The organism is Pseudomonas sp. JV241A, from assembly GCF_900275665.1.
GTDB lineage: Bacteria > Pseudomonadota > Gammaproteobacteria > Pseudomonadales > Pseudomonadaceae > Aquipseudomonas > Aquipseudomonas wadenswilerensis.
In genome coordinates, this window is the sequence record NZ_OPYO01000037.1 from 229,677 (window position 1) to 255,532 (window position 25,856).

Here is a 25,856-nt window from a genome sequence, read left to right on the forward strand (position 1 = left end):
TGGCAGGTATGCCCTTGAGGTCACAGGAACAAGCGACCCACGGGGCCGCGATGCTGGACAGTAGCAGCGCCCGGTTTGCCCTCTGGGCACCCGACGCGCAACGGGTTGAAGTCGAGTTCGAAGCGGGCCCGCGTGAACCTTTGCAGGCACAGGCCGACGGCTGGTTCGTCGGCCGCCTCGCCTGCAAGGCCGGTAGCCGGTACCGCTACCGGATTGACGCTGAGCAGACGGTCGCCGACCCGGCATCGCGCTACCAGCCCGAAGGCGTGCACGGCCCCAGCGAGCTGGTGGACCAGGCGGCCTACCGCTGGCAACATCCGAACTGGCACGGCCGCCCCTGGCACGAAGCGGTCATCTATGAGCTGCACGTCGGCCTGTGCGGCGGCTATGCCGGGGTCATCGAGCGCTTGCCGGCCCTGGCCGAGCTGGGTATTACCGCGATCGAACTGATGCCGATCGGGCAGCTCCCCGGGAATCGCAACTGGGGCTATGACGGCGTGCTGCCGTTCGCCCCGCAGCACAGCTATGGCACCCCGGACCAGCTGCGCCAACTGATTGACCAGGCGCACGGGCATGGCCTGATGATCGTGCTGGATGTGGTCTACAACCACTTCGGCCCGGATGGCAATTACCTCGGCCGCTACGCCAGCGGGTTTTTCCGTGAGGATCGCCAGACCCCCTGGGGCGCGGCGATCGATTTTCGCCGCCGCCAGGTGCGCGATTTCTTTATCGAGAACGCCCTGATGTGGCTGCAGGACTACCGCGTCGATGGCTTGCGCCTGGATGCCGTGCATGCCATCGACGATCCGGACTTTCTCGCCGAACTGGCGCGCCGGGTGCGCAGCCAGATCACCCCGGGGCGTCAGGTATGGCTGAACCTTGAGAACGAACACAACCAGGCGCACCTGCTTGAACAGGGCTTCGATGCGCAGTGGAACGACGACGGTCACAACGCCCTGCACGTGCTGCTCACCGGCGAACAGGAGGCGTATTACGCCGACTACAGCGAGTCGACCATCGAGAAGCTGGCGCGCTGCCTGAGCCAGGGCTTTGTCTTCCAGGGCCAACCCGACCGCAACGGCCGTCCCCGCGGCGAGCCCAGCGGGCACTTGCCGCCCACAGCCTTCGTGCTGTTCCTGCAGAACCACGACCAGATCGGCAACCGCGCGTTCGGTGAGCGCCTGAACCAGCTGTGTCCGCCACAGGCCTTGCGGGCAGCCACCACCCTGTTGTTGCTGTCGCCGATGATCCCGCTGTTGTTCATGGGCGATGAATGGGGCTGCGAGCAACCTTTCGTATTTTTCACCGACCATCACGACGAACTTGCCGACGCCGTGCGCGAAGGGCGACGGGCCGAATTTGCCGGCTTTGCCGCCTTCCAGGACGCAGCCACCCGGGCGCGCATTCCCGACCCCAACGCCATCAATACCTTTAACGCCTCACGGCCACGCCCGCCTGAATCGCGCCAGCGACCCTGGCTACAGTTCTACCGGCAGTTGCTGGCTCTGCGCGCCCGGCACATCGTCCCGCACCTGCCGGGTATCCATGCCCTCGGCGCACATGTGCTGGGGCCACAGGCCCTGAGTGTGCGCTGGCAATTACAGCAGGGTGGCGAGCTGCGTATCGACCTGAACCTGGGCCCGACTGCGCAACTTGCCGATCTTCCCGATGGCCCTTCGCGGCTGTTCACCTGCAGCCAGGCCAGTGTCGGCACTACACAACTACCGCCTTACACCACCCTGGTCAGCCTGACGCCGACCACCCCAGCGGAGCCTGCCCATGACTGACCCACGCTTGCAGCAACTGGCCGAACTGGCAGGCCTGGCAGTGGACTGGATCGACGCCAATGGCCGTGCCCAGCGAGTCAACGACCCGGCGCTGCAACGGGTTCTGGCAGGGCTTGGCCACCCGGCAGGCAGCGCTGAAGCGATCGAAGTCAGCATCCAGGCCCTGCTCAGCGCCCACGATGCCCGCCACCTGCCGCCGCTGTTGACGGTCGACCAGGACCTGGCACTTGAGCTGTCCGGCTATTTCCCTGCCGCGATGGATTGCCGGGTGCAGCTTGAGGATGGCAGCGAACAGTTGCTGCAATTGGACGCTCAGGCCAGGCTTCCCGCCGGGTTGCCCATCGGCTATCACCAGGTGCAAATCGACCGGCAGCACTTTACCCTGGCCGTAGCACCGGCACGCTGCTACAGCATTGCCGATGCCCTCGACACACCGACGCCGCGCTGCTGGGGCCTGAGTGCCCAGCTGTACAGCCTGCGTCGCCCCGACGACGGTGGCTATGGTGACTGCCTGGCCCTCGAAGCGCTGGTACGCAGCGCCGCCGAGCGCGGTGCCGATGCCCTGGCGATCAGCCCCCTGCACGCCATGTTCGCCAGCGACACCCAGCGCTACAGCCCTTACTCGCCGTCCAGCCGGCTGTTTCTCAACAGCCTCTATGCCAGCCCCGCGGCGCTGCTCGGTGATCGCGCCGTGCGCATGGCCATTGAAGCCTGTCAGTTGCATGGCCCACTGGAGCAGCTTGAACAGCTGCCGCTGATCGACTGGCCCCAGGCAGCGTCGTTCCGCCAGCGCCTGCTGCGGGCGCTGTATCGCGACTTTATCGCCGCCGAGCACCCGTTGTTCGCCGATTTCGACAGCTATCGCCAGCACGCAGGTCCCGCCCTTGAACGTCATTGCCGTTTCGAGGTGCTGCTGGAACACGCGCTCAAGCGCGATATCGGCCAGGACTGGCGCGACTGGCCCGCCGCCTGGCACGACCCGCACAGCCCGGAGGTGAGTGCGTTCGCCCGCCAGCACAGCGAAGAGGTGGAGTTTCACGCCTTTTGCCAATGGTTGATCGAACGCAGCCTGCAGCGCGCCCAGGATGCGGCACGCAGCAATGGCATGAGCATCGGCCTGATCGCCGATCTGGCGGTGGGGGCCGACGGCGCCGGCAGCCAGGCCTGGAGCCGCCAGGACGAGCTGCTGGCCGGCCTCAACGTCGGTGCCCCGCCCGACATCCTCAATCGCGCCGGGCAGAACTGGGGCATCTGCGCGTTCTCGCCCGAAGGTCTGCGGCGCAACGGCTACCGCGCCTTTATCGAAATGCTGCGGGCCAACTTCGCCCATGCTGGCGGCTTGCGCATCGACCACGTGATGGGCCTGCAACGCCTGTGGCTGATTCCCCAAGGCGCCACCCCGGCCGAAGGCGCCTATTTGCATTACCCGCTCGATGATCTGCTGCGCCTGCTGAGCCTTGAGTCGGTGCGCCACCAGGCCATCGTCCTCGGCGAAGACCTGGGCACCGTGCCCGACGGCCTGCGCGAAAAGCTCGCCGCACGGGCGATCCTTGGTATGCGCGTACTGTTGTTCGAACAGGACCCGCCCGGCCATTTCAAACCCATCCTCGACTGGCCCGACAGTGCCCTGGCCACCACCAGCACCCATGACTTGCCGCCGTTGGCCGGCTGGCTGCAGGCGCGCGATATCGACTGGAACCAGCGCCTGACCCTGATCGACGGCATCACCGAACGCCACTGGCGCGAAACGCGCCAACACGAACGCCAGGGCCTGCGGCGGATCCTTGAGCAGAACTACGGCCAGCCCCTGCAAGACAGCGACGCCCTGATCGATGCCAGCATCCGCTACCTCGGCCATACCCGCGCGCCGCTGGTGCTGGTGCCGCTGGAAGACCTGCTGGGCATCGACGAGCAACCCAACCTGCCGGGCACCACCGACAGCCACCCGAACTGGCGCCGGCGTTTTGCCCTGACCGCTACCGGCCTGCTCGACGACGAGGACGCGGCGCGGCGCCTGGAGCTGCTGGCGCAAGCCCGCGAACAAGCCTGGGAGCGTGACCGATGAAAGCCCTGACGGCGACCCTGCGCCTGCAGTTTCATGCCGACTTCAGCCTCGACGATGCCGTGCCTCTGGTGCCCTACTTCGCCCGCTTAGGTATCAGCCACCTGTACGCCTCGCCGCTGCTGCGCGCCCGCCCCGGCTCGCGTCATGGCTACGATGTGGTCGACCCCGGCCAGGTCAGCCCGGAGCTGGGCGGCGAAGCGGCGCTGGAGCGGCTGGTGGCAGCGCTACGCCTGCATGGCATGGGGCTGATCCTCGACATGGTCTCCAACCATATGGCTGTCGGCAGCGACAATCCCTGGTGGCAGGACCTGCTGGCCTGGGGCCGGCGCAGCCGTTATGCCGAATTCTTCGACATCCAGTGGCACTCGCCGGACCCGTTGCTCGAAGGCCAGCTGTTGCTGCCGTTTTTGGCCAGTGACTACGGTGCGGTGCTACAGGCCGGAGAAATCCCCCTGCGGTTCGATGCCGCTACGGGCCAGTTTCATATTCAGCACCACGAACACCGTTTTCCGATCTGCCCCGCAGATTATGGGGTGATTCTCACCAACGGCGGCGCCGCCCTGCAGGAGCTGGGTACACGCTTGAGTGGTTTGCGCAGCGGTGCCGATGCGCCGCTGCGGGCCAGGCCACTGCTGGCTGAGCTGGCAGCAGTGGCCCGGCAGCAGCCTCTGGACGATGTGTTCACTGCGTTCGACAGTCGTACGCCTGAAGGCTTCAAGCGCCTGCACGCCCTGCTCGAACGCCAGCCCTATCGCCTGGCCAGCTGGCGCACCGCCGGCGACGATATCAACTGGCGACGCTTCTTCGACGTCAATGAGCTGGGCGGCCTGCGGGTGGAGCGTGCGGCGGTGTTCGAGGCCACCCACAGCAAGGTGTTCGAGCTGATCGGCCGCGGCCTGGTCGACGGCCTGCGGGTTGACCACATTGACGGTCTGGCCGACCCCCGTGGCTACTGCCGCAAGCTGCGCCGCCGGGTCGACGGGCTGCTGGCCCAGCGCCCGCTTGAGGCGGCGCTGGAGCACTTTCCGATTTTTGTCGAGAAGATCCTCGGTGCCGACGAGCAGTTGCACCGCGACTGGCAAGTCGACGGCACCACCGGCTACGAATTCATGAACCAGGTCTCGCTGTTGCAGCACGACCCGGACGGCGAAGGCGAACTGGCAGCGCTGTGGAGCGCGGTGAGCGACCGCCCGGAGTTTACCGAGGAAGTGCGCCTGGCTCGCCAGCAGATCCTCAGCGCCAGCCTGGCCGGCGATTTCGAATCGGTGTCCCAGGCATTGTTGCAGGTTGCCCGTGACGACCTGATGAGCCGCGACCTGACCTTCGGCGCCATTCGCCGCGCCCTGCAGGCACTGATCGAGCACTATCCGGTGTACCGCACCTACATCAATGCTTGCGGCCGTCCCGCAGAAGACGAAGCGTTCTTCCAGCAGGCCATGCGCGGTGCCCGCCAGTGCCTGAGCGAGGCCGACTGGCCGGTGCTCGACTACCTGCAACGTTGGCTCGGTGGCGAACCCTGGTGCCGCTTGCCGCCAGGACGCCCGCGCAAGCACCTGCGCCATGCCTGCGTACGCTTTCAGCAGCTGACTTCACCCACGGCCGCCAAGGCCGTGGAAGACACCGCCTTCTACCGCTCGGCGCTGCTGCTGTCGCGTAACGATGTCGGCTTTGATGCCGAGCGTTTCAGTGCGCCGATCGAAGACTTCCATCAGCATTGTCTTGTGCGCCTGGAGCAGTTCCCGGACAACCTGCTGGCCACCGCCACCCATGACCACAAACGCGGTGAAGACACCCGTGCGCGCCTGGCGGTGCTCAGCGAACGCAGCAGCTGGTTTGCCAGCCGGGTCGAACACTGGCGTGAACTTGCCAGTCCCTTGCGCAGCACGCTGGCCGACGGCGAGGCACCGGGCGCCGCTGATGAACTGCTGCTGTACCAGACCCTGCTCGGGAGTTGGCCGCTGGACCTGGACGAGAACGATCCGACGGCGCTCGAAGCCTATGCCCAACGCTTGTGCCAGTGGCAGCGCAAGGCCCTGCGCGAGGCCAAGTTGCGCAGCAGCTGGAGCGCACCCAACGAGGCCTATGAGCGGGCTTGCCTGGACTTCATCGACACCCTGTTGCTGGAGCGCGCCAGCCAGCAGTTGCGGCACTCACTGACCGAGGCGGCGCAGGCGATCGCTTGCCCGGGCGCCCTCAACAGCCTGGCGCAGTGCCTGCTGCGCATGACCGCGCCAGGCGTGCCCGACCTGTACCAGGGCAACGAATTCTGGGATTTCAGCCTGGTCGACCCCGACAACCGCCGCCCGGTGGATTTTGCCAGCCGCCGTCAGGCGCTGGTGGACGGCACCACAACGGCGCAGCGGCTGCAGGACTGGCGCAGCGGCCGGATCAAACAGGCGCTGATCAACCAGGTGCTGGAGTGGCGTCAACAATACCCGCAGCTGTTCCTGCGCGGTCAGTACCTGCCGCTCGAAGTGCGCGGCAGACACGCCGACCGGGTCCTGGCGTTTGCCCGCGTGACGGCTGGCGAGCGCGCCATTGTCGTCGTGCCGCGCCTGGCCTGGGGCTTGTTTGCACAGTCCCCGATCCCCCTGATCCCGGCACAGAACTGGGACGATACCCGGCTGATCCTGCCGTTTGCCTTGTCGCCTGCCACTTGCTCGGGACTTTTTGCCACGGGCGCAGTCACAGCCTCAAAGGAGCTGTGGCTGAGCACTGCACTCAAGGAGTTTCCGGTCAATCTGTTCGTTGAACATACTTAAGTCCTCAGGAGCGTAGAGATGAGTGTCGAAGAAAAACGTATCCGTGAATTCGCCTATCAGATCTGGGAGTCGGAAGGTAAGCCCGAAGGCCAGGAAGAGCGGCACTGGGCGATGGCGCGCAAGCTCGCCGAAGCCGAAGCGCTGGCACCCAAGGTGACGCCACGCAAGCCAGCCAAGGCGCCGGCGGCCAGCACCAGCAAGGCCAAACCGGCCAGCGCGGCGGCGGCGCCGAAAAAGCCCAGGGCAGCCAAGAAGCCACCGGTGGCTTAAGCCGTTGAAAGCATCGCTGGCAAGCCAGCTCCCACAGGGGCTGCTTGCACCGAATCCTGTGGGAGCCGGCTTGCCGGCGATGGGCTGCAGAGCAGTCCCAGCCTCATCAAGGAGCACAAATGACCATCCGCAAAGCCAAGCCTACCGCCGAAGCTCACCTCGAACCCTCGCGCATCCGCGAAGGCCTGCCCTTCCCCCTGGGGGCTACCTGGGATGGGCTGGGGGTCAACTTCGCGCTGTTCTCGGCCAACGCCACCAAGGTCGAGCTGTGCCTGTTCGATGCCAGCGGCGAGGTCGAGCTCGAACGTATCGAGCTGCCGGAATACACCGATGAGATCTTCCACGGCTACCTGCCCGACGCCCACCCCGGGCAAATCTACGGCTACCGGGTACACGGCCCGTACGCCCCGGAAAACGGCCACCGCTTCAATCCCAACAAGCTGCTGATCGACCCCTACGCCAAGCAACTGGTCGGTAGCCTGAAATGGTCCGAAGCACTGTTCGGCTACACCATCGGCCACCCCGATGGCGACCTCAGCTTCGATGAGCGCGACAGCGCGCCGTTCGTACCCAAGTGCAAGGTCATCGATCCGGCCTACACCTGGGGCCGCGACCAGCGCGTGGGCATCCCCTGGGAGCGCACCATCCTCTACGAAGCCCATGTGCGCGGCATCAGCATGCGCCACCCGGCGGTGCCGGAGGCCAACCGCGGTACCTTTGCCGGGCTGATGTGCGACGAGTTGCTCGGCCATATCAAGCAGCTCGGGGTATCGTCGATCGAGCTGCTGCCGATTCATGCCTTCGTCAACGACCAGCACCTGCTGCAAAAAGGCCTGAACAATTACTGGGGCTATAACAGCATTGCGTTTTTTGCCCCACACCCGCGCTACCTGGCCAATGGCAAGATCGCCGAGTTCAAGGAGATGGTCGCGCACCTGCATGACGCCGGCCTCGAGGTGATTCTCGACGTGGTCTACAACCACACTGCCGAGGGCAACGAGCTAGGACCGACCCTGTCCATGCGCGGCATCGACAACTCGTCCTATTACCGCCTGATGCCCGACGACAAACGCTTCTACATCAACGATTCCGGCACCGGTAACACCCTCGACCTCAGCCACCCCTGCGTGCTGCAACTGGTTACCGACTCGCTGCGTTACTGGGCCGGCGAGATGCACGTGGACGGTTTCCGCTTCGACCTGGCGACCATTCTCGGGCGTTATCACGAGGGCTTTGACGAACGTCACAGCTTCCTCGTCGCCTGTCGTCAGGACCCGTTGCTCAGCCAGGTCAAACTGATCGCCGAACCCTGGGACTGCGGCCCGGGAGGTTATCAGGTGGGCAACTTCGCCCCCGGCTGGGCGGAATGGAATGACCGCTTTCGCGATACCGTGCGGGCCTTCTGGAAAGGCGACGAAGGCCAACTGGCCGACTTCTCCGCGCGCATGACCGCCTCCGGCGAGCTGTTCAACCGCCGCGGGCGCAGGCCCTATGCTTCGGTCAACTTCATCACCGCCCACGACGGGTTCACCCTGCGTGACCTGGTGTCGTACAACGACAAGCACAACCTGGACAACGACGAAGACAACCAGGATGGCAGCAACAACAACCTGTCCTGGAACCATGGCGTCGAAGGCCCCACCGACGACCCCGAGATCAAGGCCCTGCGCCTGCGCCAGATGCGCAACTTCTTCGCCACCCTGCTGCTGGCCCAGGGTACGCCGATGATCGTCGCTGGCGACGAGTTCAGCCGTACCCAGCACGGCAACAACAATGCCTACTGCCAGGACAGCGAAATCGGCTGGGTCAACTGGGAACTGGATGACGATGGCGCGGCGCTGCTCAAGTTCGTCAAGCGCCTGACCAAGCTGCGCCTGGCCTATCCGGTGCTGCGCCGCTCGCGTTTTCTGGTCGGTGACTACAATGAGGCGATCGGGGTCAAGGACGTCACCTGGCTGGCGCCGGACGCCAGCGAGATGAGCGTCGAGCAATGGCAAGACGCCCACGGGCGCTGCCTGGGCATGCTGATGGATGGCCGTGCCCAGGTCAGCGGTATTCTGCGCCCCGGCGCCGATGCCACCTTGCTGCTGATCGTCAACGCTCATCACGAAGCGGTCGCCTTCACCCTGCCCGAGGTGCCGGAGGGCGAATACTGGAACTGCCTGATCGACACCGACCGACCACAATTGCGCAAAGGCGAGCATCATGACTTTGGCAGCGAGTTTCAGGTCAGCGGGCGCTCGCTGCTGTTGCTCGAGCTGTACCGCGACGACGATGCCTGAATGCCGGGGAACTGGAGGTTCCCCGGCAAGTCCGATGCTATAGATTTGTCGACTAGGAGTAACCGTGAGCGTCGAATCGGACACCAGCAACACCGCCACTGCCCGCCAGGCTGCTGCGATCAAGCGCCTGCGGGTACTGACCGTCAATACCCACAAGGGCTTTACCGCCTTCAACCGCCGCTTCATCCTCCCCGAACTGCGTGAAGCGGTGCGCAGTACCCGCGCCGACATCGTCTTCCTCCAGGAAGTGCTCGGTTCCCACGACCGCCATGCCGCGCGCTACGCCGGCTGGCCGCAGACCTCGCAGTACGAATTCCTGGCCGATAGCATGTGGAGCGATTTCGCCTACGGGCGTAATGCCGTGTACCCGGACGGCCATCACGGCAATGCGCTGTTGTCCAAGTACCCGATCATCGAACACCGCAACCTTGATGTCTCGATTACCGGCCCCGAGCGCCGCGGGCTGCTGCACTGCGTGCTGGACGTGCCCGGGCAGAGCGAGGTGCACGCCATTTGCGTGCACCTGTCGTTGCTCGAAAGTCATCGGCAAAAACAGCTGCAACTGCTGCGGCGGCTGCTGGACTCGCTGCCGGCCGACGCCCCGGTGATCATCGCGGGTGACTTCAACGACTGGAAACTGCGCGGCAATCGCACCCTGAACCTGCACCGCGACCTGCACGAAGCCTTCGAGCGCCATCACGGCCTGCTCGCACGAACCTACCCTGCCCGCCTGCCACTGCTGCGTCTGGACCGCATTTACCTGCGCAATGCCAACAGCCATGCCCCGCAAATCCTCGGCAACAAGCCCTGGAGTCACCTCTCCGATCATCTGCCATTGGCGGTGGAAGTGCAGCTTTAGCAATGATTCGGCATAGCCGCGACCCTGGAAAGAGCGGTTGCGGCTATCAGATATATATTTTTGTTTGATTTCAGCCTATTGGCGCTTCCAATAGCTTGATAACGGTTGTTTCACGCTTTCTTGACGCACGCCCCGTCCTCTCCTTAGCTAGAAGTAATGCAGCAACTGCAGACTCCATTCCGAACCTCTAGCTCGCGCTTTTCAGCGCGTGGCAGGGAGCGGTTTGCTGGTTTGGGTCGCCCTCTGGTTATGCCTTACAGCCGTGACATCAGGCCAGACCTTGGCTGTTAAACACAGAGGAGATCCGCCATGAAAAAAACTCCAAATCCTACGGGCTTTGAGTATGTTTTCTATGCGGTTTCCACGTCGCTGCTCTTGGCAACCCCGTTGGAAACCCATGCATTGGGCCTGGAGGATAACGACCCGTTGATTAATCTTGTGCAAGCCCAGCCTGTACTCTCGCTGACCCCGGTCAGCGCCAGCGGCTTGGGCCTCGGTGCCCTTGGCGCCTTTTCCGAGCGCCTGGCCGAGCGCAACGCCCCGGCCGCCACCGACAGCATCGCCAGCCAGTGGGCGCAGTTTTTCCCGACGCCGGTGCGTACCCCGGGCCCGGAAATCGATCAACTCGATACCCCGAACCAGAGCCTGCAGATCAGCCCGGACCTGTTCATTCGTGAAACAGCCGGCGGCAATACTCACCGTGCCGGTTTCTTCGTCGGCCACAGCACCCTGCAAAGCGGTTTTGACGGCCTGCGCAGACCCCAGGTCGGTGACCAGAAGACCGTCGTCAACCTCGACGGTGAAAGCCTGGGTGTGTACTGGAGCATGACCCACGACCAGGGCTGGCACCTGGATGCAGTGGCCATGGGTACACGCTTCGATATCAATGGCCGCAGCGAAACCGGCCAGCGCCTGGACGGCAACGGCCATGCCCTGACGCTGTCGATCGAAGGCGGCTACCCCATCAGCCTGGGTAGCAACTGGACCCTGGAGCCGCAAGCGCAGTTGATCAACCAGCAGTACTTTCCGGGCAGCCAGAGCCAGACTGACACACAGGAAGCGTTCGACCAGCAACCGAACTGGACCGGGCGGGTCGGTGCCAGGTTGTCGGCACGCTACAACGTGCACGGCATGCCGATCGAGCCGTTCGTACGTACCAACGTCTGGTATGACTTCACCAACGCTGAAACCGTGAGCCTGGGCCAGGTCGACAAGATCAGTAGCGGACGCAACTCCGCCACCGTCGAGTTGGGGTTGGGCCTGGTGGCGCGGGTAACGCCGAAGGTCGCGCTGTTTGTCAGTGCCGATTACAGCAGCGATGTGGACGACAATGACTTGAATGGCTTGATCGGCAACCTGGGGATCAGGGTGCGCTGGTAAAGGCGCGCTATTACCAGCGCGTGCGACTGTACAGCGCCGGTGCCGCACCCAGGTCCTTGACCGTCAGGCCCTGATTCAGCGGCACCGCCTGCATGGCCGCCGGGTCTATGACCTCGACGCGAAAGTGTGGCAGCGACTCAGGCACAGCAAGCCCATAAGCACTGAGCATGGGTCTTTGGGAAAAGTAGTGCTTAAGTACCGAGCTGTAACCCGACAAGGAATCGGCCGAGATCAGGCCGATGTTGGGGTCATAGAAGTGGAATACCGAGCGCCCTTGTTCCTGACGCACGGCCATCAGCATGGAATGGTTGGGGGTATTGATCTGCAGATAGGCGTTGTGTCGCTCATCCGCCAGGCGTTTGATGACTGCCTCCAGCTCAAGGTTGCCTGGCAGGGTCCTCACTGCAGACCCACCGCTACCGTGCAGCACCCCAAGCGCTTTGCTGAACAGAACCGCTTCGCTGCTCTGGGCATCCGCCGCCACCAGATACATCCTGTCCATCAGCGCGTGTTCGCTGCCCCCTTCCAGTGCTACAGCCATGGTGCGTGCCAATGGCAGACAGCGGCCGTTGTCCGGGCGGGTCACCAGGATTTGCGGCGCCGGCCGGTAACTCCTCGCCCCATGCAGACGCAGCTTTCTGCCATGAGCTCCGGCACGGGCGAAGGCTTGCTGCCAGTGCTGCTCAAGCTCCAAGCGATTGATCCTGCCTGCCAGTGCGCCAAGTTGATGAGGTGTGAGGTTCGAATCGGGACGTATGAACAGCCGTTTCAAATGCACCAGATCACGCCGGGCGCGCAGATCCACACCGGGGACGGTAAGCATTCCGTAATCCCGCAGTCCCTGTTGAAACTCCGTCTTCTTGTTGCTGAGGTTTTGCCAGTCCTTGCACAGCTTGGCGTAACGTTGCTCCACCTGCTTTGCCGGCATGAGCTCGTGACGGGCAAAATTCCCTCCCCCGAGCAGCTCTTCTGTTCGTACCCATTCACGCCCCGACTCGACTTTGTAGAAATCCGGAGCCATCAACAAGACGGACCGTTCCTGATACGCAGTGGCTGCCGTGCTGCGTGCCAACCGCGCCGACGTCCTGGCACTGGGTAGATCGACGAAATCCTGGTATTTCATCAGCCGGTTGCCGCCAGCCTGTTGAAAGCGGGCCGCCCAGACCGGCTCGGGGACAACCATCGGCTCCAGGTCCAGGCGGGTGCGCCGGGCAGCCATCAGGTCGAAAGCCATGTGACCGTGCTCCGGGTGACGACCTACCAACAGGAAATGGCTGCTACTGGCCTTGTTGACCTTGTCCCAGCTGTGCACCACCCTGACCTTGATATCGAAGAAGCCGTGCTTTGCCATGTAGGCTCTGACTGTTCGCAAAAGCGGGCCAGGGCGTTGCTTGCCGGTGGCGAGCAAGCGCGAGACTTTCGGATACTTGCGCAAATCGGCGAGGAAGCCCTGCTCAAGCAATGTTTGCGACTCACTGAGACTGGCTGCTTGTGCACTGCGCAGTTCCTCGGCCCTGAATTCGGGCGCAGCGTGCTCGACAACAATCCGTACGTCGCGGCCGTCCGCCAGCTTGCCCGCCTGTCGCTCGAACCTCAGCAACCGAGCATCCGCCAGGTACAGCTCATGCCAGCCTTTGACCGATTCACCCAAGGTGAGCGCACTGTTATCGAGGCTGATGACCTTACCCTCGCCCAGGCTCAAACCCGCCTGCAGCACCTTGTTGCTGTCCTTTGCCAATACCACTACGCGGTAACCGGCTGGCAGGCGCTTGATGTCATCCAGGCAATAAAGCTGTTGACCGCTCCCCCCCAGAAACCCCTCGACAGTATCGGCCCCGGGCAGGCTCACCAGCCGTTGCAGCGTCTGCGCATCAATCACCCCGGCGCGTTGCTGCAGATGCAGAACGCCTTCCAGCGGGCCGGCAGCGTCACTGATGGCAGCCGGCACCAAATTCAGTTGCGCCAGCATCAGCGCACGCTGGCGGGGCGACAGGCTGATCAACAGGTCCAGCGACTTGCTGTAGCCTTCGGTTAGCGAAGATGAACGAATCAGCGCGACCAGGTTGCGCACGTCGGCGGCCAAGTGCGCCGCTGCCGGCACCGCACGGGCCACAGGCCTGGCCAGGACCGCCAGATCGCCAGCGCCGACGAAAACCAACGTCAGCTTGCCCAGGGCAACATCCGCCTGGGCCTGGCGGTAGACATCGCCCCGATCAGCAACGTCCAGCATCCGCTCATCGAAATACAGATTGCCCGCCGCCAGTGCCACGTCCATCGAGGCAAGTGCCATCGGCATCGCCAAGCCTTCGAATGGCACCATTACCACCATCGAGATCAAGGTCGTGCCGAACTGCATCAGGCGTTCTGCAGCCTGCGTCCAGCGTTGCTGATTCTCTTCCTGGGCAGTGAAGACCGCACTATTGAGGTTGCTTTTGATCATCTCCAGATCAGCCGCAAGCAACTGTGGCATGACCTCACCACCGCCAAAGGTCAACTGCGATTGATAAAAAGTCACATCGGTCAGCCTGAGCGAGCGCTTGGCGATAATGGCGGTGCGCTCGATCACGCCGTTGTCAAAATCCGACAGATGCGAGCGGATGAACCGCTCCAGGGCAACCGAGGTATCGTCGGCCACCCACGGATATACACTGCCAGTGGTCAGTGAAACCAGAAAGCCGCCAGCGTGGTCTCTCACCGCCAGTAGATTGGGTACAACCTTGTCCGTGACCTTTACCACCTCGGCAACCAGATCACCCGACACCCAACGATCAAGAACATGGCGCAAGGGGCCATTGGTGCTGGCCAGCAGTCGTGTCATTACGCCATTGAAACGGTGATGGGCAAAGCTCTGGTATTGCTGCTTGAACGCATCATCACTCGCCAACTGGACAAAGTCCTCCATCACTGCGGCCTGCACGCGAGTACGCAGTTGAGCATCGAGGACCAGTGGCAGCAGCGGCGCGGGTAGCCCAGGTGAGGCTGACGGCAATTGATCGACGTAGTTTACGAGGTTGCGTTGATGCTCACCCAAGGCTACCTGACGGACGCTGAACACTTCCTTGCGTGAATGACTGGCGCTGCCCAGGAAAGTCACCGGCGTTTTCGGCTGAAAGGACAGCGTCTGGTTCAGCAGCGCCAGGTTGATGGACCGCGGATCCATACCTGCTGCCTGCGCATCCTGCTGCAAACAGCGGATGATGGTCTCGTCGATATGCTGCGCCTGGCCGAGGACCAGCCCCGTGGTTTGGGAAGTGTCCAGCGCGGGAGCCGCCACAGTGCCAGTGTCTTTCGGCTGCGGCTGCTTCAAGCCCTGCAGTTGTCGGTAGCGCTCGCTGATGGTGAACGCAGCCCTGAGCGCCTCGCGCTGCAACTTTTCTGCCTTAAGCGATAGCACGGCTTTTACCGTGACCAGCCCCAACAGGTCAGGAACCGCTTGCTTGGCATAGGCGGGCGCTGCTGCGGCGCGCTTGCGTAGCCGCGTGGCCTGACGCTCCAATTGCTGATTGTGCTTTTGCAAGCGCTGGATATCCGCTAGCAATTGGGCCTGAGACGTCGAGGTGGGGGCTTCGCGTGCTTGTCGCCTTTTGCCTTGCGCCTCAACCAGCGGCACCTGCCAAGGCTCCGAACGCCAGGGCAGTTGGACCGCCGGTTGAGTATATTCCTCTGCTGCGACGAATGATCCTGCTGAGGAATACGCGACTGCCGAATCCTTTGCTTGGGTGACGACACGCTCGCTGCCATCCTGCTCGCGAACAACCTGGGTAAGCTGCTTCAAATTCAAAGGGGGCTTGCCGGCATAGTATTTTTCACCCGGTATAAAGCCTGGCGCACCCCAGCCCACCAGTAACTCAAGCCCTGCCCCCAAGAGCGTCGGCTTCAGGCTCAGGTCGGGTCTGGACTGTTCCTTTTCGCGGGTATCGCGCAACCAGTCCCAGGGATTGATGCGCTCCAGCAGCTCATTGCCCGTCATGTTCGGGGCGCGCTGTGCGAACTGGCTTCTGAGGTTGTCGACAACGACTTCAAGATCCAGATCGGCCAGCTTCCCGTCAAGTGCCTGCAGCAGGATGTGCAACTGAGCATCGTCGAGCCCGGGCAGTTTCCTGGCGAGCGTCAACACCAGCGCCTCGCGGGTGTCCCGCTGTGACTGGTTACCCAACTGCACCGCTGCCGCCATCGGCAACCCCAGATACCAGGCACCAAGCACCACCGGCAAGCCAAAGGCACCGAACACCCCGAAGCTGGCGGGGATTGCAGCCAGGACGCTAGCGCGCATCACCAGGCTTGCCGGGTTGAGCGGCGCGCCTTGCGGGTTCACCTCCTCAACCGCGGGGTGCGCCTGCGCCCAGATCCGTGCCATCAGCGGATCCGCCATCAGTACCCGCTCGGCCAATTCATTGCGCAGCTCTGCTACTTGCTGATCAGTGATCAACTGCGGATCACAGTCGTTGACCATGGCTACCACCACCTTGAAGAAAGCATCGCCCTCAAGGTCGAGTGAACGGTATTCACCGCGGCTTACTGCACCAATACGCGTAGGCTCCAGCCTGATCCTGGCAGCCTGCTCCAGCTGCACAGCGTCCAATTGTCCAGGCTCCAACAGGCAAGCCGGATCGGTAATGTCGACCCCGTACAGCACCTGGCCATCCACACCCTCGAGCACCAGGGTGTTGCATTCGAGCACACCACTGGCCACCAGTAGCCCCGGTAGCAGGGTCATGGCAATGTTTTCTTCAACCGCGGCCGTGCGCAGGGCCTGGGCAACACGTTGCAGGTTCGTACCGGGCAGATTCGCAACCGCCGCCTGCCGTTGTTCGCTGACAAGGTACTCGGTCGGTGTGTACTGACGGTTGAGTGGTGGGTTAGAGACCAAGGGCATGGCTGCGCTTCTATGAAAAACCGGAAGCGCAGTAGACACCGATACCCTGCCCCGGGCTTGTACAGAACGCTCAAGCCGTCATTGCGGGCGCAAAATCAACACCCCCAGCGGCGGCAGGTTCAACCCCAGCGACAACGGCTGGCCATGGCTGGACAACGCCTGGCTGGCCACTTCACCGAGGTTGCCGTAATTGGACCCGGCATAACCCTCGGCATCGCTGTTGAACACCTCGACCCAGCGCTCGCCAAACGGCACACCGATGCGATAACCCTCGCGCGGCACCGGGGTGAAGTTGGCCACCACCAGCAACGGCTCGCCGCCAGCGCTCCAGCGCAGCCAGGCATAGACACTGTTGTGCGCATCATCGCCGATCAGCCACTGAAAGCCTTGCGGCAGGCAGTCCTGCTCGTGCAGGGCCCGCTCGTCGCGGTACAAACGGTTGAGGTCGCTGACCAGGCGCTGCACGCCCAGGTGCTCGGGGTACTTGAGCAGGTACCAGTCCAGTTCGCTGTCATGGTTCCACTCGCGCCACTGGCCGAACTCGCAGCCCATGAACAGCAGCTTCTTGCCCGGATGGGTCCACATGAAGGTCAGGTAGGCGCGCAGGTTGGCGAACTTCTGCCAGCGATCGCCAGGCATCTTGTCGATCAGAGAGTGCTTGCCGTGCACCACCTCGTCATGGGAAATCGGCAGGATGAAATGCTCGGAATAGGCATAGATCAGGCCGAAGCTCATCTCGTTGTGGTGATAGGTGCGGTGGATCGGGTCGTTCTGGATGTAGTGCAGGGTGTCGTGCATCCAGCCCATGTTCCACTTGTAGGCAAAGCCCAGGCCGCCCTGCTGGGTCGGCTGGCTGACGCCCGGCCAGGCCGTGGACTCTTCGGCGATCACCAGGGCACCGGGGGCTTCCAGCGCCACCACGTCGTTAAGGTGACGCAAGAAGTCGATGGCTTCCAGGTTCTCGCGGCCGCCGTGGCGGTTGGGCACCCACTCCCCGGCCTTGCGTGAATAGTCGCGGTAGAGCATCGACGCCACGGCATCGACACGCAGGCCGTCGATATGGAAATGCTTGAGCCAGTGCAGCGCCGAGGCCAGCATGAAACCGTGCACTTCGGTGCGGCCAAGGTTGTAGATCAGCGTGTCCCAGTCCTGGTGGAAACCCTCCAGCGGGTTGTCGTACTCGTACAAGGCGGTGCCGTCGAAGCGCGCCAGGCCGTGGGTGTCGGTCGGAAAATGCGCCGGCACCCAGTCGAGAATCACCCCGATGCTCGCCTGATGGCAGGCATCGATGAACGCGGCAAAGTCTTCGGCGCTGCCGTAGCGCGCGGTCGGCGCGAACATCGACAATGGCTGGTAACCCCAGGAGCCGCCAAAGGGATGCTCCATGATCGGCATCAGCTCGATATGGGTGAAGCCCAGTTGCTGGATATACGGCACCAGGCGCTCGGCCAGTTCGCGCCAGTTGTAGAAGCGTGCCACTTCACCGTTGTCGTCCAACTCGCACTGCCAGGAGCCGGCGTGCAGTTCGTAGATAGACAGCGGCGCGCTGGTGACCTGGCGTTCGCCGCGCTGCTGCATCCAAGCCTGGTCCTGCCAGTCATGGGCCAGAGGGCCGGCGACCCTCGAGGCGGTGCTCGGCGGCAACTCGGTGGCACGGGCCAGCGGGTCGGCCTTGAGCGGCAGGATGCCTTCGCGCCCGAGCACTTCGTACTTGTAGGCTTCGCCAGCCTGCAGGCGCGGCACGAACAGCTCCCAGACCCCGGACGGATGGCGCAGGCGCAGGGGGTGACGGCGCCCGTCCCAGTTGTTGAAATCGCCCACCACCGAGACCCGCCGCGCATTCGGCGCCCACACCGAAAAGCGCACGCCGTCGACACCTTCGACCGTCACCGGTTGCGCACCCATGGCGCCGGACAGGTCTCGATGATTGCCCTCGGCGAACAGGTACAGGTCCATGTCGCCGAGCAGTGGCCCGAAGCTGTACGGATCTTCAGTGATCTGCTCACCGCCCGCCCAGTTGATCTGCAACAGGTACGGCTGCGGCTCCCGCAGATGAGTGATGAACAACCCCGGTACCGGGCCCTGCTCCAGCTCTGCCAATACGCGACTGCCGTCGCGAGCCAACACCCGCACGTTCAGGGCATTGGGCAGATAGGCGCGGACAAACTGGCCACCAGCACCATCCGGGTGCGGGCCGAGCACCGCGAACGGGTCGGTGTGTTCGGCTCTTACCAGGGCATCGATATCGCGCTGCCCCAGTCCTCCTTCCTCGCGCTTGCGTTGAATCATTTACTGCTCTCCCCAGGTACTGATCAGACCATGCAGGCCATGCAAAGGCACGGCCAGCCAATTCGGACGGTTCTCGGCTTCGTAGAGGATTTCGTAGGCGGCCTTCTCGAGACTGAACAACGCCAGCGCCGCCTGCTCGCCGTCGCCATGCTCCCAGGCATGGGGCATGGCCGCACTGGCCAGACCATAAGCCTCGACAAAAGCATGCCGGGCCTGGTGCAGGTAACGCCGGGCGACGCGTTGACGTGCCTGGCGGGCAGCCTCGGAAAGGTCGACAGCGGAAGCACTGCGCAGCACCATCGCTGCAGCATAGTCGAAGGAACGCAGCACGCCGCTGACGTCCTTGTACGGGCTGTGCTTGGCCCGGCGCTCATCGAGTGGCCGCGCCGGTTCACCCTCGAAATCGATCAGGTAGGCATCGCCCTGAACCACCAGCACCTGGCCCAGGTGCAGGTCACCATGCACGCGCATCAACAGCCCACCCACCGCTTGCTTGCTGAGTTCGGCAATGTGCTTGAGCAAGCTCTTGCGCTGCTGTTGCAGATCGTCGATCAGGGCCTGGCTGTCGCTGTCGAGGCTGGCACGGTGTTCCAGCAGCAGGTCCAGGGCGCGGGTCAGCTGGGCACCGACCTGTTTGTTCCAGGCCTGGCTGTCGCGGCGAGTGCTGGCCCGCGGCTGGAACGCAGGGTCGGCGCTGGGCGCGGCCAGCAGCAGGTGCATCTCGCCCAGGCGCTGGCCGAGCAAGGCGGCGAAGTCGGCCAGATCCTGCAGGGCATCGGTGTGCACATCCTGGTCTTTGCTCGAAGGCTCCATCTCGTCGCGAATGGCCCGTTCCAGGTTGTTCTGAGTCCAGTCCCAGGCGTCGCCCTGGTTGCTCAGGTAGCCCTGCGCGATCATCAGCAGATGCGGCTGGGCCTGGGCGTCCACGCGGCTGACCCAACCCAGCAGCGGCGAGATATTGGCAAAACCGGCGGTGGTCAGGTAGGCGCTCATTTCCAGTTCCGGGTGCACCCCGGGGTTGACCCGGCGGATCAGCTTGAGCACCAGGCTGGCGCCGACCACCACCGAACTGTTGGACTGCTCGGCGCTCAGGTAGCGGACTACCGCGTCGTCCCCCAGGTTCAGCGCCGCCAGCTGCCCGGTGGCCTCAAAACGCAGCTCACCCTCGCTGCAGGGCAGACGCAAGCCGTCCCGGCAGCCGCTGAGCACGGCGCGCACGAAGCTCTCCAGGACGAAGCCATCGGTGATCAAGCCCACCTGACGACCGCGACGGACCCGGGCCAGGGCCAGTTGCTGCGGCGCCGGGCTGTTGATGTGCTCTTCGGCGATCAAGCCGAATGGCAATTGATAGCGGCTGCTCTGGCCACCGCCCTGCACTTCGATCTCGCTGAGCAGCACCGGGCTGGTCGCGGCGCCAAAGCGCACGCCATAGATGATCTGCACCTGTTCGATGCGGGTTTCCTTGCCGGCGAACCAGCGGCGCTTGGGCAGGTACTGGGGCAGGATGCCGTCTTGCAAGGTGACCCGTGACGGCGCTTCCAGCAGCTCTTCCATGCGTTTTTTCAGCACCAGGGTGGTGAACTCCGGCAGGCTCTGGGCCGGTTCCACATGCCAACTGGGCATCTGGTCCTTGTCAGCCAGCAGGAACCAGTAAAAACCATAGGGCGGCAGGGTCAGCAGGAACGGCAACTGGCCGATTGGCGGGAAGGCACTGCCACCGAGCATTTCCACCGGCACCTTGTCGGCGTACTGCTGCAGCTCAAGCTCCGCCGCCTGCGCAGCGCGCGATACGTTGGCGACGCAGAGGATGATCTCGCTCTTGCCATCAGGGCCGGTGTACTCACGGATATAGGCGAGGATCCGCCGGTTGCTCGGCGTGAGCATCTTCAGGGTGCCGCGGCCAAAGGCCTTCTGCTGCTTGCGGACCGCCAGCAGGCGCCGGTTCCAGTTCAGCAGCGAGTGCGGGTCATGGGCCTGAGCTTCGACGTTGACCGCCTGGAAGCCGTACAGCGGGTCCATGATCGGCGGCAGCACCAGGCGCGCAGGGTCGGCACGGGAGAAACCACCGTTGCGGTCGATCGACCACTGCATTGGCGTGCGTACGCCATCGCGGTCGCCCAGGTAGATGTTGTCGCCCATGCCGATCTCGTCGCCGTAATACAAGGTCGGCGTGCCGGGCATCGACAGCAGCAGGCTGCACAGCAGCTCGACCCGCCGCCGGTCCCGTTGCAGCAACGGCGCCAGACGCCGGCGAATGCCGAGGTTGATCCGCGCGCGGCGGTCCTCGGCGTAGTAGTTCCACAGGTAATCGCGCTCGCGATCAGTGACCATTTCCAGGGTCAGCTCATCATGGTTGCGCAAGAAGATCGCCCACTGGCAGTTGGCCGGAATCTCCGGGGTCTGGCGCAGGATGTCGGTGATCGGGAAGCGGTCTTCCTGGGCCACGGCCATGTACATGCGCGGCATCAGCGGGAAGTGAAAGGCCATGTGGCATTCGTCGCCCTGCCCTTCGCCAAAATACAGCTGAGTGTCTTCCGGCCACTGGTTGGCCTCGGCCAGGAGCATGCGGTCGGGGTAGTTGGCGTCGATTTCGGCGCGGATCTTCTTCAGCACCTGATGGGTTTCGGGCAGGTTCTCGTTGTTGGTGCCGTCACGCTCGATCAGGTACGGGATGGCGTCCAGGCGCAGGCCGTCGACGCCCAGGTCGAGCCAGTAGCGCATGACCCCGAGCACCGCCTTGAGCACTTGCGGGTTGTCGAAGTTGAGGTCCGGCTGGTGCGAGTAGAAACGGTGCCAGAAGTACTGGCCGGCCACCGGGTCCCAGGTCCAGTTGGATTTCTCGGTGTCGAGGAAGATGATCCGCGTACCGTCGTACTTCTGGTCGCTGTCGGACCACACATAAAAGTCCCGGGCCTTGCTCCCCGGCTTGGCGCGCCGGGCCTTCTGGAACCACGGGTGCTGGTCGGAGGTGTGGTTGATGACCAGCTCGGTGATTACCCGCAGGCCGCGTTTGTGCGCCTCGGCAATGAAGCGTTTGACGTCGGCCAGGGTGCCGTAGTCGGGGTGCACCGCCTTGTACTCGGCGATGTCGTAGCCATCGTCGCGGCGAGGCGAAGGATAGAACGGCAGCAGCCACAGGGTGTTGACCCCAAGCTCGGCGATGTAGTCGAGCTTGGCGATCAGGCCGGGAAAGTCACCGATGCCGTCGTTGTTGGAATCGAAGAAGGACTTGACGTGTACCTGGTAGATGATCGCGTCTTTGTACCACAGTGGATCATCGATAAAGGCGGCTGGGCGGGCGCGCTTGGCCATGCTCGACTCCTTTCTAGAGGGCTTTTTCGATACGCCAGATAGCAAACGGCAGGTGCCAGGGCTCGATGCGCATCCATTGGGTCTTGCCGTGCCAGGTCCAGCGATGGCCGCTCATCAGGTCTTCGCCGAGGGTGTCGGCAGTGTCGTCCAGCCCCAGCTCCCACAGCGGCAGTTCGAAATGCGCCTCCTGAGCGTTGTGCGGATCGAGGCTGACGGCGACCAGGATGAAGTTGTCGCGCTCGGCGGTGCGTTTGCCGAAGTACAGGATGTTGTCGTTCCAGGCGTGATAAAAAGCCACGCCCAGGTGGGTTTGCAACGCAGGGTTCTGCCGACGGATACGATTGAGCTGGGCGATTTCGGCAATGATGTTGCCGGGCTGGGTAAAGTCCCGCGGGCGGATCTCGTACTTCTCGGAATCGAGGTATTCCTCCTTGCCCGGCACCGGCGTCGCCTCGCACAGCTCGAAGCCCGAGTACATGCCCCACAGGCCCGAGCCCATGGTCGCCAGGGCGGCGCGGATGAGAAACCCGGCGCGCCCGGACTCATGCAGAAAGTACGGGTTGATGTCCGGTGTATTGACGAAGAAGTTCGGCCGGTAGCAGTAGCGCCAGGGTGGCTGGTTGAGCTCTTCGAAGTAGCTTTGCAGCTCGGCCTTGGTGTTGCGCCAGGTGAAGTAGCTGTAGCTCTGGGAATAACCGACCTTGCCCAGGCGCGCCATCATCGCAGGCTTGGTGAAGGCTTCGGCGAGGAAGATCACCTCCGGGTACTGGCTGCGGACATTGGCGATCAGCCAGTGCCAGAACGGCAAGGGTTTGGTGTGCGGGTTATCGACCCGAAAGCTCTTGACCCCCTCCTTGACCCAACCCACCACCACGTCGCGCAGGGCCAGCCACAACGCCGGTACCGCATCGGCGGCGTAGAAGTCGACATTGACGATGTCCTGGTATTTTTTCGGCGGATTCTCGGCATAGCGAATGCTGCCGTCCGGGCGCCAGGAAAACCAGCCCGGGTGCTCCTTGAGCCAGGGGTGGTCCTGGGAACACTGAATGGCAAAATCCAGGGCGATTTCCAGGCCATGCTCGGCAGCGGCAGCCACCAGCCGGCGAAAATCCTCGCGGCTGCCCAGTTGCGGATGAATCGCCTCGTGCCCGCCTTCGGCACCGCCGATGGCATAGGGGCTGCCGGGGTCATCCGGCTCGGCCTGCAAGGCATTGTTGCGGCCCTTGCGGTGGCGCACGCCGATGGGGTGGATGGGCGGGAAGTACAAAACGTCAAAGCCCATGTCACGGATCATCGGCAGGCGTTCGTGCACGTCATTGAAGGTGCCGTGGCGCTCAGGGTCGTCGGTGACCGAACGGGGAAACAGCTCGTACCAGCTGGCAAACTGCGCCTGGATACGCTCGACATCCAGCGGGTATTCGGGGCTGCGGCTGAGGTAGGTGCGGTGCTCGGCTTCGGCCATCAGCAGCGCCGTGTCCGGGTGCAGCAGCAAGGCCACCTGCTCGTCGGCGGACAGGCCCGGCAGGTGCCGGTGCAAGGCCTGCAACTGATCGCGCAACGGCCCGTTGCTGCGGCCGATATTGTTTTCGATCAGCAGTTGCCCCTCCTGCAGCTCCAAGGGCACCGCGATGCCGGCGTTGAACTTCTTCTCCAGGTCATGGCAATAGGTGGCGAACGGGTCGATCCAGGCCTCAATGCTGAACAGGTGGCGACCCTGCTCGCTGACGGTGAATTCGGCCTGCCACAGGTCGTTGCCGGTAAACTGCATCGGCAGGCAATGCCAGCGCCGGCTGTGGGCCTGGCGCCAGTTGAGCATCACCACCAGGGCGTCATGGCCATCGGCATAGACCTTGCTGCTGACCTGCACCGGCTCGCCCACCACCGCCTTGACCGCAAACAGCCCGCCATCGAGCACCGGCAAGGTGTTCTCGATCACGATCCGCGGTTCGAGCAAGGCCTGGGACAGGCTCAGGGCCTGGTCCGGGTGGTCGTTTGCCGGGGTCATGCGGTCGGTTTCGAAGGGCTCATCGCGGGTCATCGAACGTTGCTCCGTTATGAAGTGGCACTAAAGGTTCAGAGCGGGGGCGCGGCCCGGGGTTCAAAAAAAATGAGCGATTGGCCAAGGCCAGGGTCGAAACCCCGAGCCGACACGGCCAACACCGCTGAAAGAGTAGTATCCAATCGCTGGCAAGCCAGCTCCCACAAGGTTCTCAGAGCACTCAAGGGCTCTGCTGCACCTGTGGGAGCTGGCTTGCCAGCGATAGCAGCGCCGCGGACTCAGCGCTTGATCAGCTCTTCAATGCTGATCTCGCGCATCCTGAACTTCTGCACCTTGCCAGTTACCGTCATCGGAAACTCTTCGACAAAGCGGAAGTAACGCGGGGTCTTGAAGTGGGCAATGCGGCTCTTGCACCACTGTTGCAGCTCGATCTCGCTGGCGCTGTGGCCGGGGTGGAACTTGATCCAGGCGACGATCTCTTCGCCATAGCGCTCATCGGGAATACCGATCACCTGCACGTCCGCCACCGCCGGGTGGGTAAAGAAGAACTCCTCCAACTCCCGCGGATAGATATTCTCGCCACCCCGGATGATCATGTCCTTGTTGCGCCCGGCGATGCAGACATAACCCGCCTCGTTCATGGTCGCCAGGTCGCCGGTGTGCATCCAGCCCGCCGGGTCGATGGCTTCGCTGGTCGCCGCCGGGTTGCCCCAGTAGCCAAGCATCACGCTGTAACCGCGAGTGCACAGCTCGCCGATCTGCCCGCGCGGCACGATGCAGCCCTGCTCGTCGATGATCTTGCTTTCCAGCTGCGGCTGGGTGCGCCCGACCGTGGTCACACGCAGTTCCAGGTCGTCATCCGGGCCGGTCTGCATCGACACCGGGCTGGTTTCGGTCATGCCGTAGGCGATCTGCACCTCGCTCATGTGCATCTCGCCGATCACCCGGCGCATCACCTCGATCGGGCAGGTGGCGCCGGCCATGATCCCGGTGCGCAGGGTCGACAGGTCCATGTCAGGCCGTTGCGGATGGTCGAGCATGGCGATGAACATGGTCGGGACGCCATACAGCGCCGTGGCCTTCTCCTCGGCGACGCAGCTCAAGGTCAAAAGCGGGTCGAAGGCATCGTTGGGGTAGATCATGGTGCTGCCATGGGTGATGCAACCGAGGTTGCCCATGACCATGCCGAAGCAGTGGTACAGCGGCACCGGGATCACCATGCGGTCGTGCTCGCTCAGGCCCAGGCTCTCGCCGACCATGTAGCCGTTGTTGAGGATATTGTAGTGGCTGAGCGTGGCACCCTTGGGGAAGCCGGTGGTGCCGGAGGTGTACTGGATGTTCACCGGCTGGTCGAACTGCAGGCTTTGCTGGCGGGCCTGGAAATCAGCGGGAGCGGTTTCGCTGGCCAGCCAGCCCAGGCGCTCCCAGGGCAGAAAGCCGGCTGGCGGCTGCGGGTCGAGGCTGATCAGCCCGCGCAGCTCCGGCAGGCGCTCGCTGCGCAGTTGACCGGGTGCTTGCTGGGCCAGGTCCGGCAGCAGTTCACCGAGCATGGCGTGGTAATCGGAGGTCTTGAAGGCGCCGGCGCTGATCAGCCATTGGCAACCCGACTGCTTGAGCACGTATTCAAGCTCGCTGGTGCGGTAGGCCGGGTTGATATTGACCAGGATCACGCCGATCTTGGCGCTGGCGAACTGGCTGATGCACCACTGTGCGCAGTTCGGCGCCCAGATGCCCAAGCGATCACCGGTTTTCAACCCCAGCGCCATCAGCGCCCGGGCATGCAGGTCGACGCTGGCGGCCAGCGCCTGCCAGGTGTAGCGCTGCTGTTGATGACGTACCACCAGTGCCTCGCGCTCGGCAAAGCGTGACACGGTCTGGTCGAACGCCTGGCCGATGGTCATGGCCAGCAACGGCTTGTCCTGGCGGCCCTGGGTATAGCTCGGTTGATTCATGGCGGTCCCTTTTTGTGGTTGTT

Annotated in this window: 12 protein-coding genes; 7 read left to right on the forward strand and 5 right to left on the reverse strand. The window is 63.6% G+C overall.

Annotated features, from left to right (window positions below; all coding sequences use genetic code 11):
* Positions 1–8: 8 nt before the first annotated feature.
* The 7 genes from treZ (at position 9) to JV241A_RS25945 (ending at position 11,405) form a co-directional block, all read left to right on the forward strand.
* A complete protein-coding gene (treZ, locus tag JV241A_RS25915; protein ID WP_275670894.1) occupies positions 9–1,787 on the forward strand; it encodes a malto-oligosyltrehalose trehalohydrolase in 1,779 nt (592 codons plus the stop codon).
* Positions 1,780–3,852, forward strand: a complete 2,073-nt coding sequence (gene malQ, locus JV241A_RS25920) for a 4-alpha-glucanotransferase (RefSeq protein ID WP_134065164.1) — start codon at positions 1,780–1,782, stop codon at positions 3,850–3,852. The genes treZ and malQ overlap by 8 nt, the downstream gene beginning before the upstream one ends.
* Positions 3,849–6,614: a malto-oligosyltrehalose synthase gene (locus JV241A_RS25925; protein WP_134065166.1), complete on the forward strand. Its 2,766-nt coding sequence runs from the start codon at positions 3,849–3,851 to the stop codon at positions 6,612–6,614. Before malQ ends, JV241A_RS25925 begins: the two co-directional genes overlap by 4 nt.
* A gap of 18 nt (positions 6,615–6,632) precedes the next feature.
* Positions 6,633–6,884, forward strand: a complete 252-nt coding sequence (locus JV241A_RS25930) for a DUF2934 domain-containing protein (RefSeq protein ID WP_134065168.1) — start codon at positions 6,633–6,635, stop codon at positions 6,882–6,884.
* A 119-nt stretch (positions 6,885–7,003) separates the two neighbouring features.
* Positions 7,004–9,166, forward strand: coding sequence for a glycogen debranching protein GlgX (gene glgX, locus JV241A_RS25935; RefSeq protein WP_134065170.1), 2,163 nt, complete (start codon positions 7,004–7,006; stop codon positions 9,164–9,166).
* Between the two features lie 64 nt (positions 9,167–9,230).
* Positions 9,231–10,025, forward strand: a complete 795-nt coding sequence (locus JV241A_RS25940) for an endonuclease/exonuclease/phosphatase family protein (protein WP_115086895.1) — start codon at positions 9,231–9,233, stop codon at positions 10,023–10,025.
* Between the two features lie 309 nt (positions 10,026–10,334).
* Positions 10,335–11,405, forward strand: coding sequence for an autotransporter outer membrane beta-barrel domain-containing protein (locus tag JV241A_RS25945; protein WP_115086896.1), 1,071 nt, complete (start codon positions 10,335–10,337; stop codon positions 11,403–11,405).
* A gap of 10 nt (positions 11,406–11,415) precedes the next feature.
* On the opposite strand, the gene JV241A_RS25950 is transcribed toward JV241A_RS25945, so the two are convergent.
* The 5 genes from JV241A_RS25950 to JV241A_RS25970 form a co-directional block, all read right to left on the reverse strand.
* Entirely contained in the window at positions 11,416–16,281 is a 4,866-nt protein-coding gene (locus JV241A_RS25950; RefSeq protein ID WP_134065172.1) for a hypothetical protein, read from the reverse strand.
* A 78-nt stretch (positions 16,282–16,359) separates the two neighbouring features.
* Positions 16,360–18,570, reverse strand: coding sequence for a 1,4-alpha-glucan branching protein GlgB (gene glgB / locus JV241A_RS25955; RefSeq protein WP_134065174.1), 2,211 nt, complete (start codon positions 18,568–18,570; stop codon positions 16,360–16,362).
* Positions 18,571–21,882: a maltose alpha-D-glucosyltransferase gene (treS, locus tag JV241A_RS25960; protein WP_115086899.1), complete on the reverse strand. Its 3,312-nt coding sequence runs from the start codon at positions 21,880–21,882 to the stop codon at positions 18,571–18,573.
* Positions 21,883–21,895: 13 nt separating this feature from the next.
* Positions 21,896–23,920 carry an alpha-1,4-glucan--maltose-1-phosphate maltosyltransferase gene (locus JV241A_RS25965; protein ID WP_134065176.1) on the reverse strand — a complete coding sequence of 675 codons (2,025 nt, stop codon included), beginning with the start codon at positions 23,918–23,920 and terminating at the stop codon, positions 21,896–21,898.
* Between the two features lie 239 nt (positions 23,921–24,159).
* Positions 24,160–25,833 (reverse strand): AMP-binding protein, encoded by a 1,674-nt coding sequence (locus JV241A_RS25970; protein ID WP_134065178.1) that lies wholly within the window; start codon positions 25,831–25,833, stop codon positions 24,160–24,162.
* Positions 25,834–25,856 lie beyond the last annotated feature (23 nt).

Bases quoted from the DNA above. Each gene is read 5' to 3' on its own strand.
- treZ (WP_275670894.1), top strand. From the start codon at position 9: ATGCCCTTGAGGTCACAGGAACAAGCGACCCACGGGGCCGCGATGCTG.
- malQ (WP_134065164.1), top strand. From the start codon at position 1,780: ATGACTGACCCACGCTTGCAGCAACTGGCCGAACTGGCAGGCCTGGCA.
- JV241A_RS25925 (WP_134065166.1), top strand. From the start codon at position 3,849: ATGAAAGCCCTGACGGCGACCCTGCGCCTGCAGTTTCATGCCGACTTC.
- JV241A_RS25930 (WP_134065168.1), top strand. From the start codon at position 6,633: ATGAGTGTCGAAGAAAAACGTATCCGTGAATTCGCCTATCAGATCTGG.
- glgX (WP_134065170.1), top strand. From the start codon at position 7,004: ATGACCATCCGCAAAGCCAAGCCTACCGCCGAAGCTCACCTCGAACCC.
- JV241A_RS25945 (WP_115086896.1), top strand. From the start codon at position 10,335: ATGAAAAAAACTCCAAATCCTACGGGCTTTGAGTATGTTTTCTATGCG.
- JV241A_RS25950 (WP_134065172.1), bottom strand. From the start codon at position 16,281: ATGCCCTTGGTCTCTAACCCACCACTCAACCGTCAGTACACACCGACC.
- glgB (WP_134065174.1), bottom strand. From the start codon at position 18,570: ATGATTCAACGCAAGCGCGAGGAAGGAGGACTGGGGCAGCGCGATATC.
- treS (WP_115086899.1), bottom strand. From the start codon at position 21,882: ATGGCCAAGCGCGCCCGCCCAGCCGCCTTTATCGATGATCCACTGTGG.
- JV241A_RS25965 (WP_134065176.1), bottom strand. From the start codon at position 23,920: ATGACCCGCGATGAGCCCTTCGAAACCGACCGCATGACCCCGGCAAAC.
- JV241A_RS25970 (WP_134065178.1), bottom strand. From the start codon at position 25,833: ATGAATCAACCGAGCTATACCCAGGGCCGCCAGGACAAGCCGTTGCTG.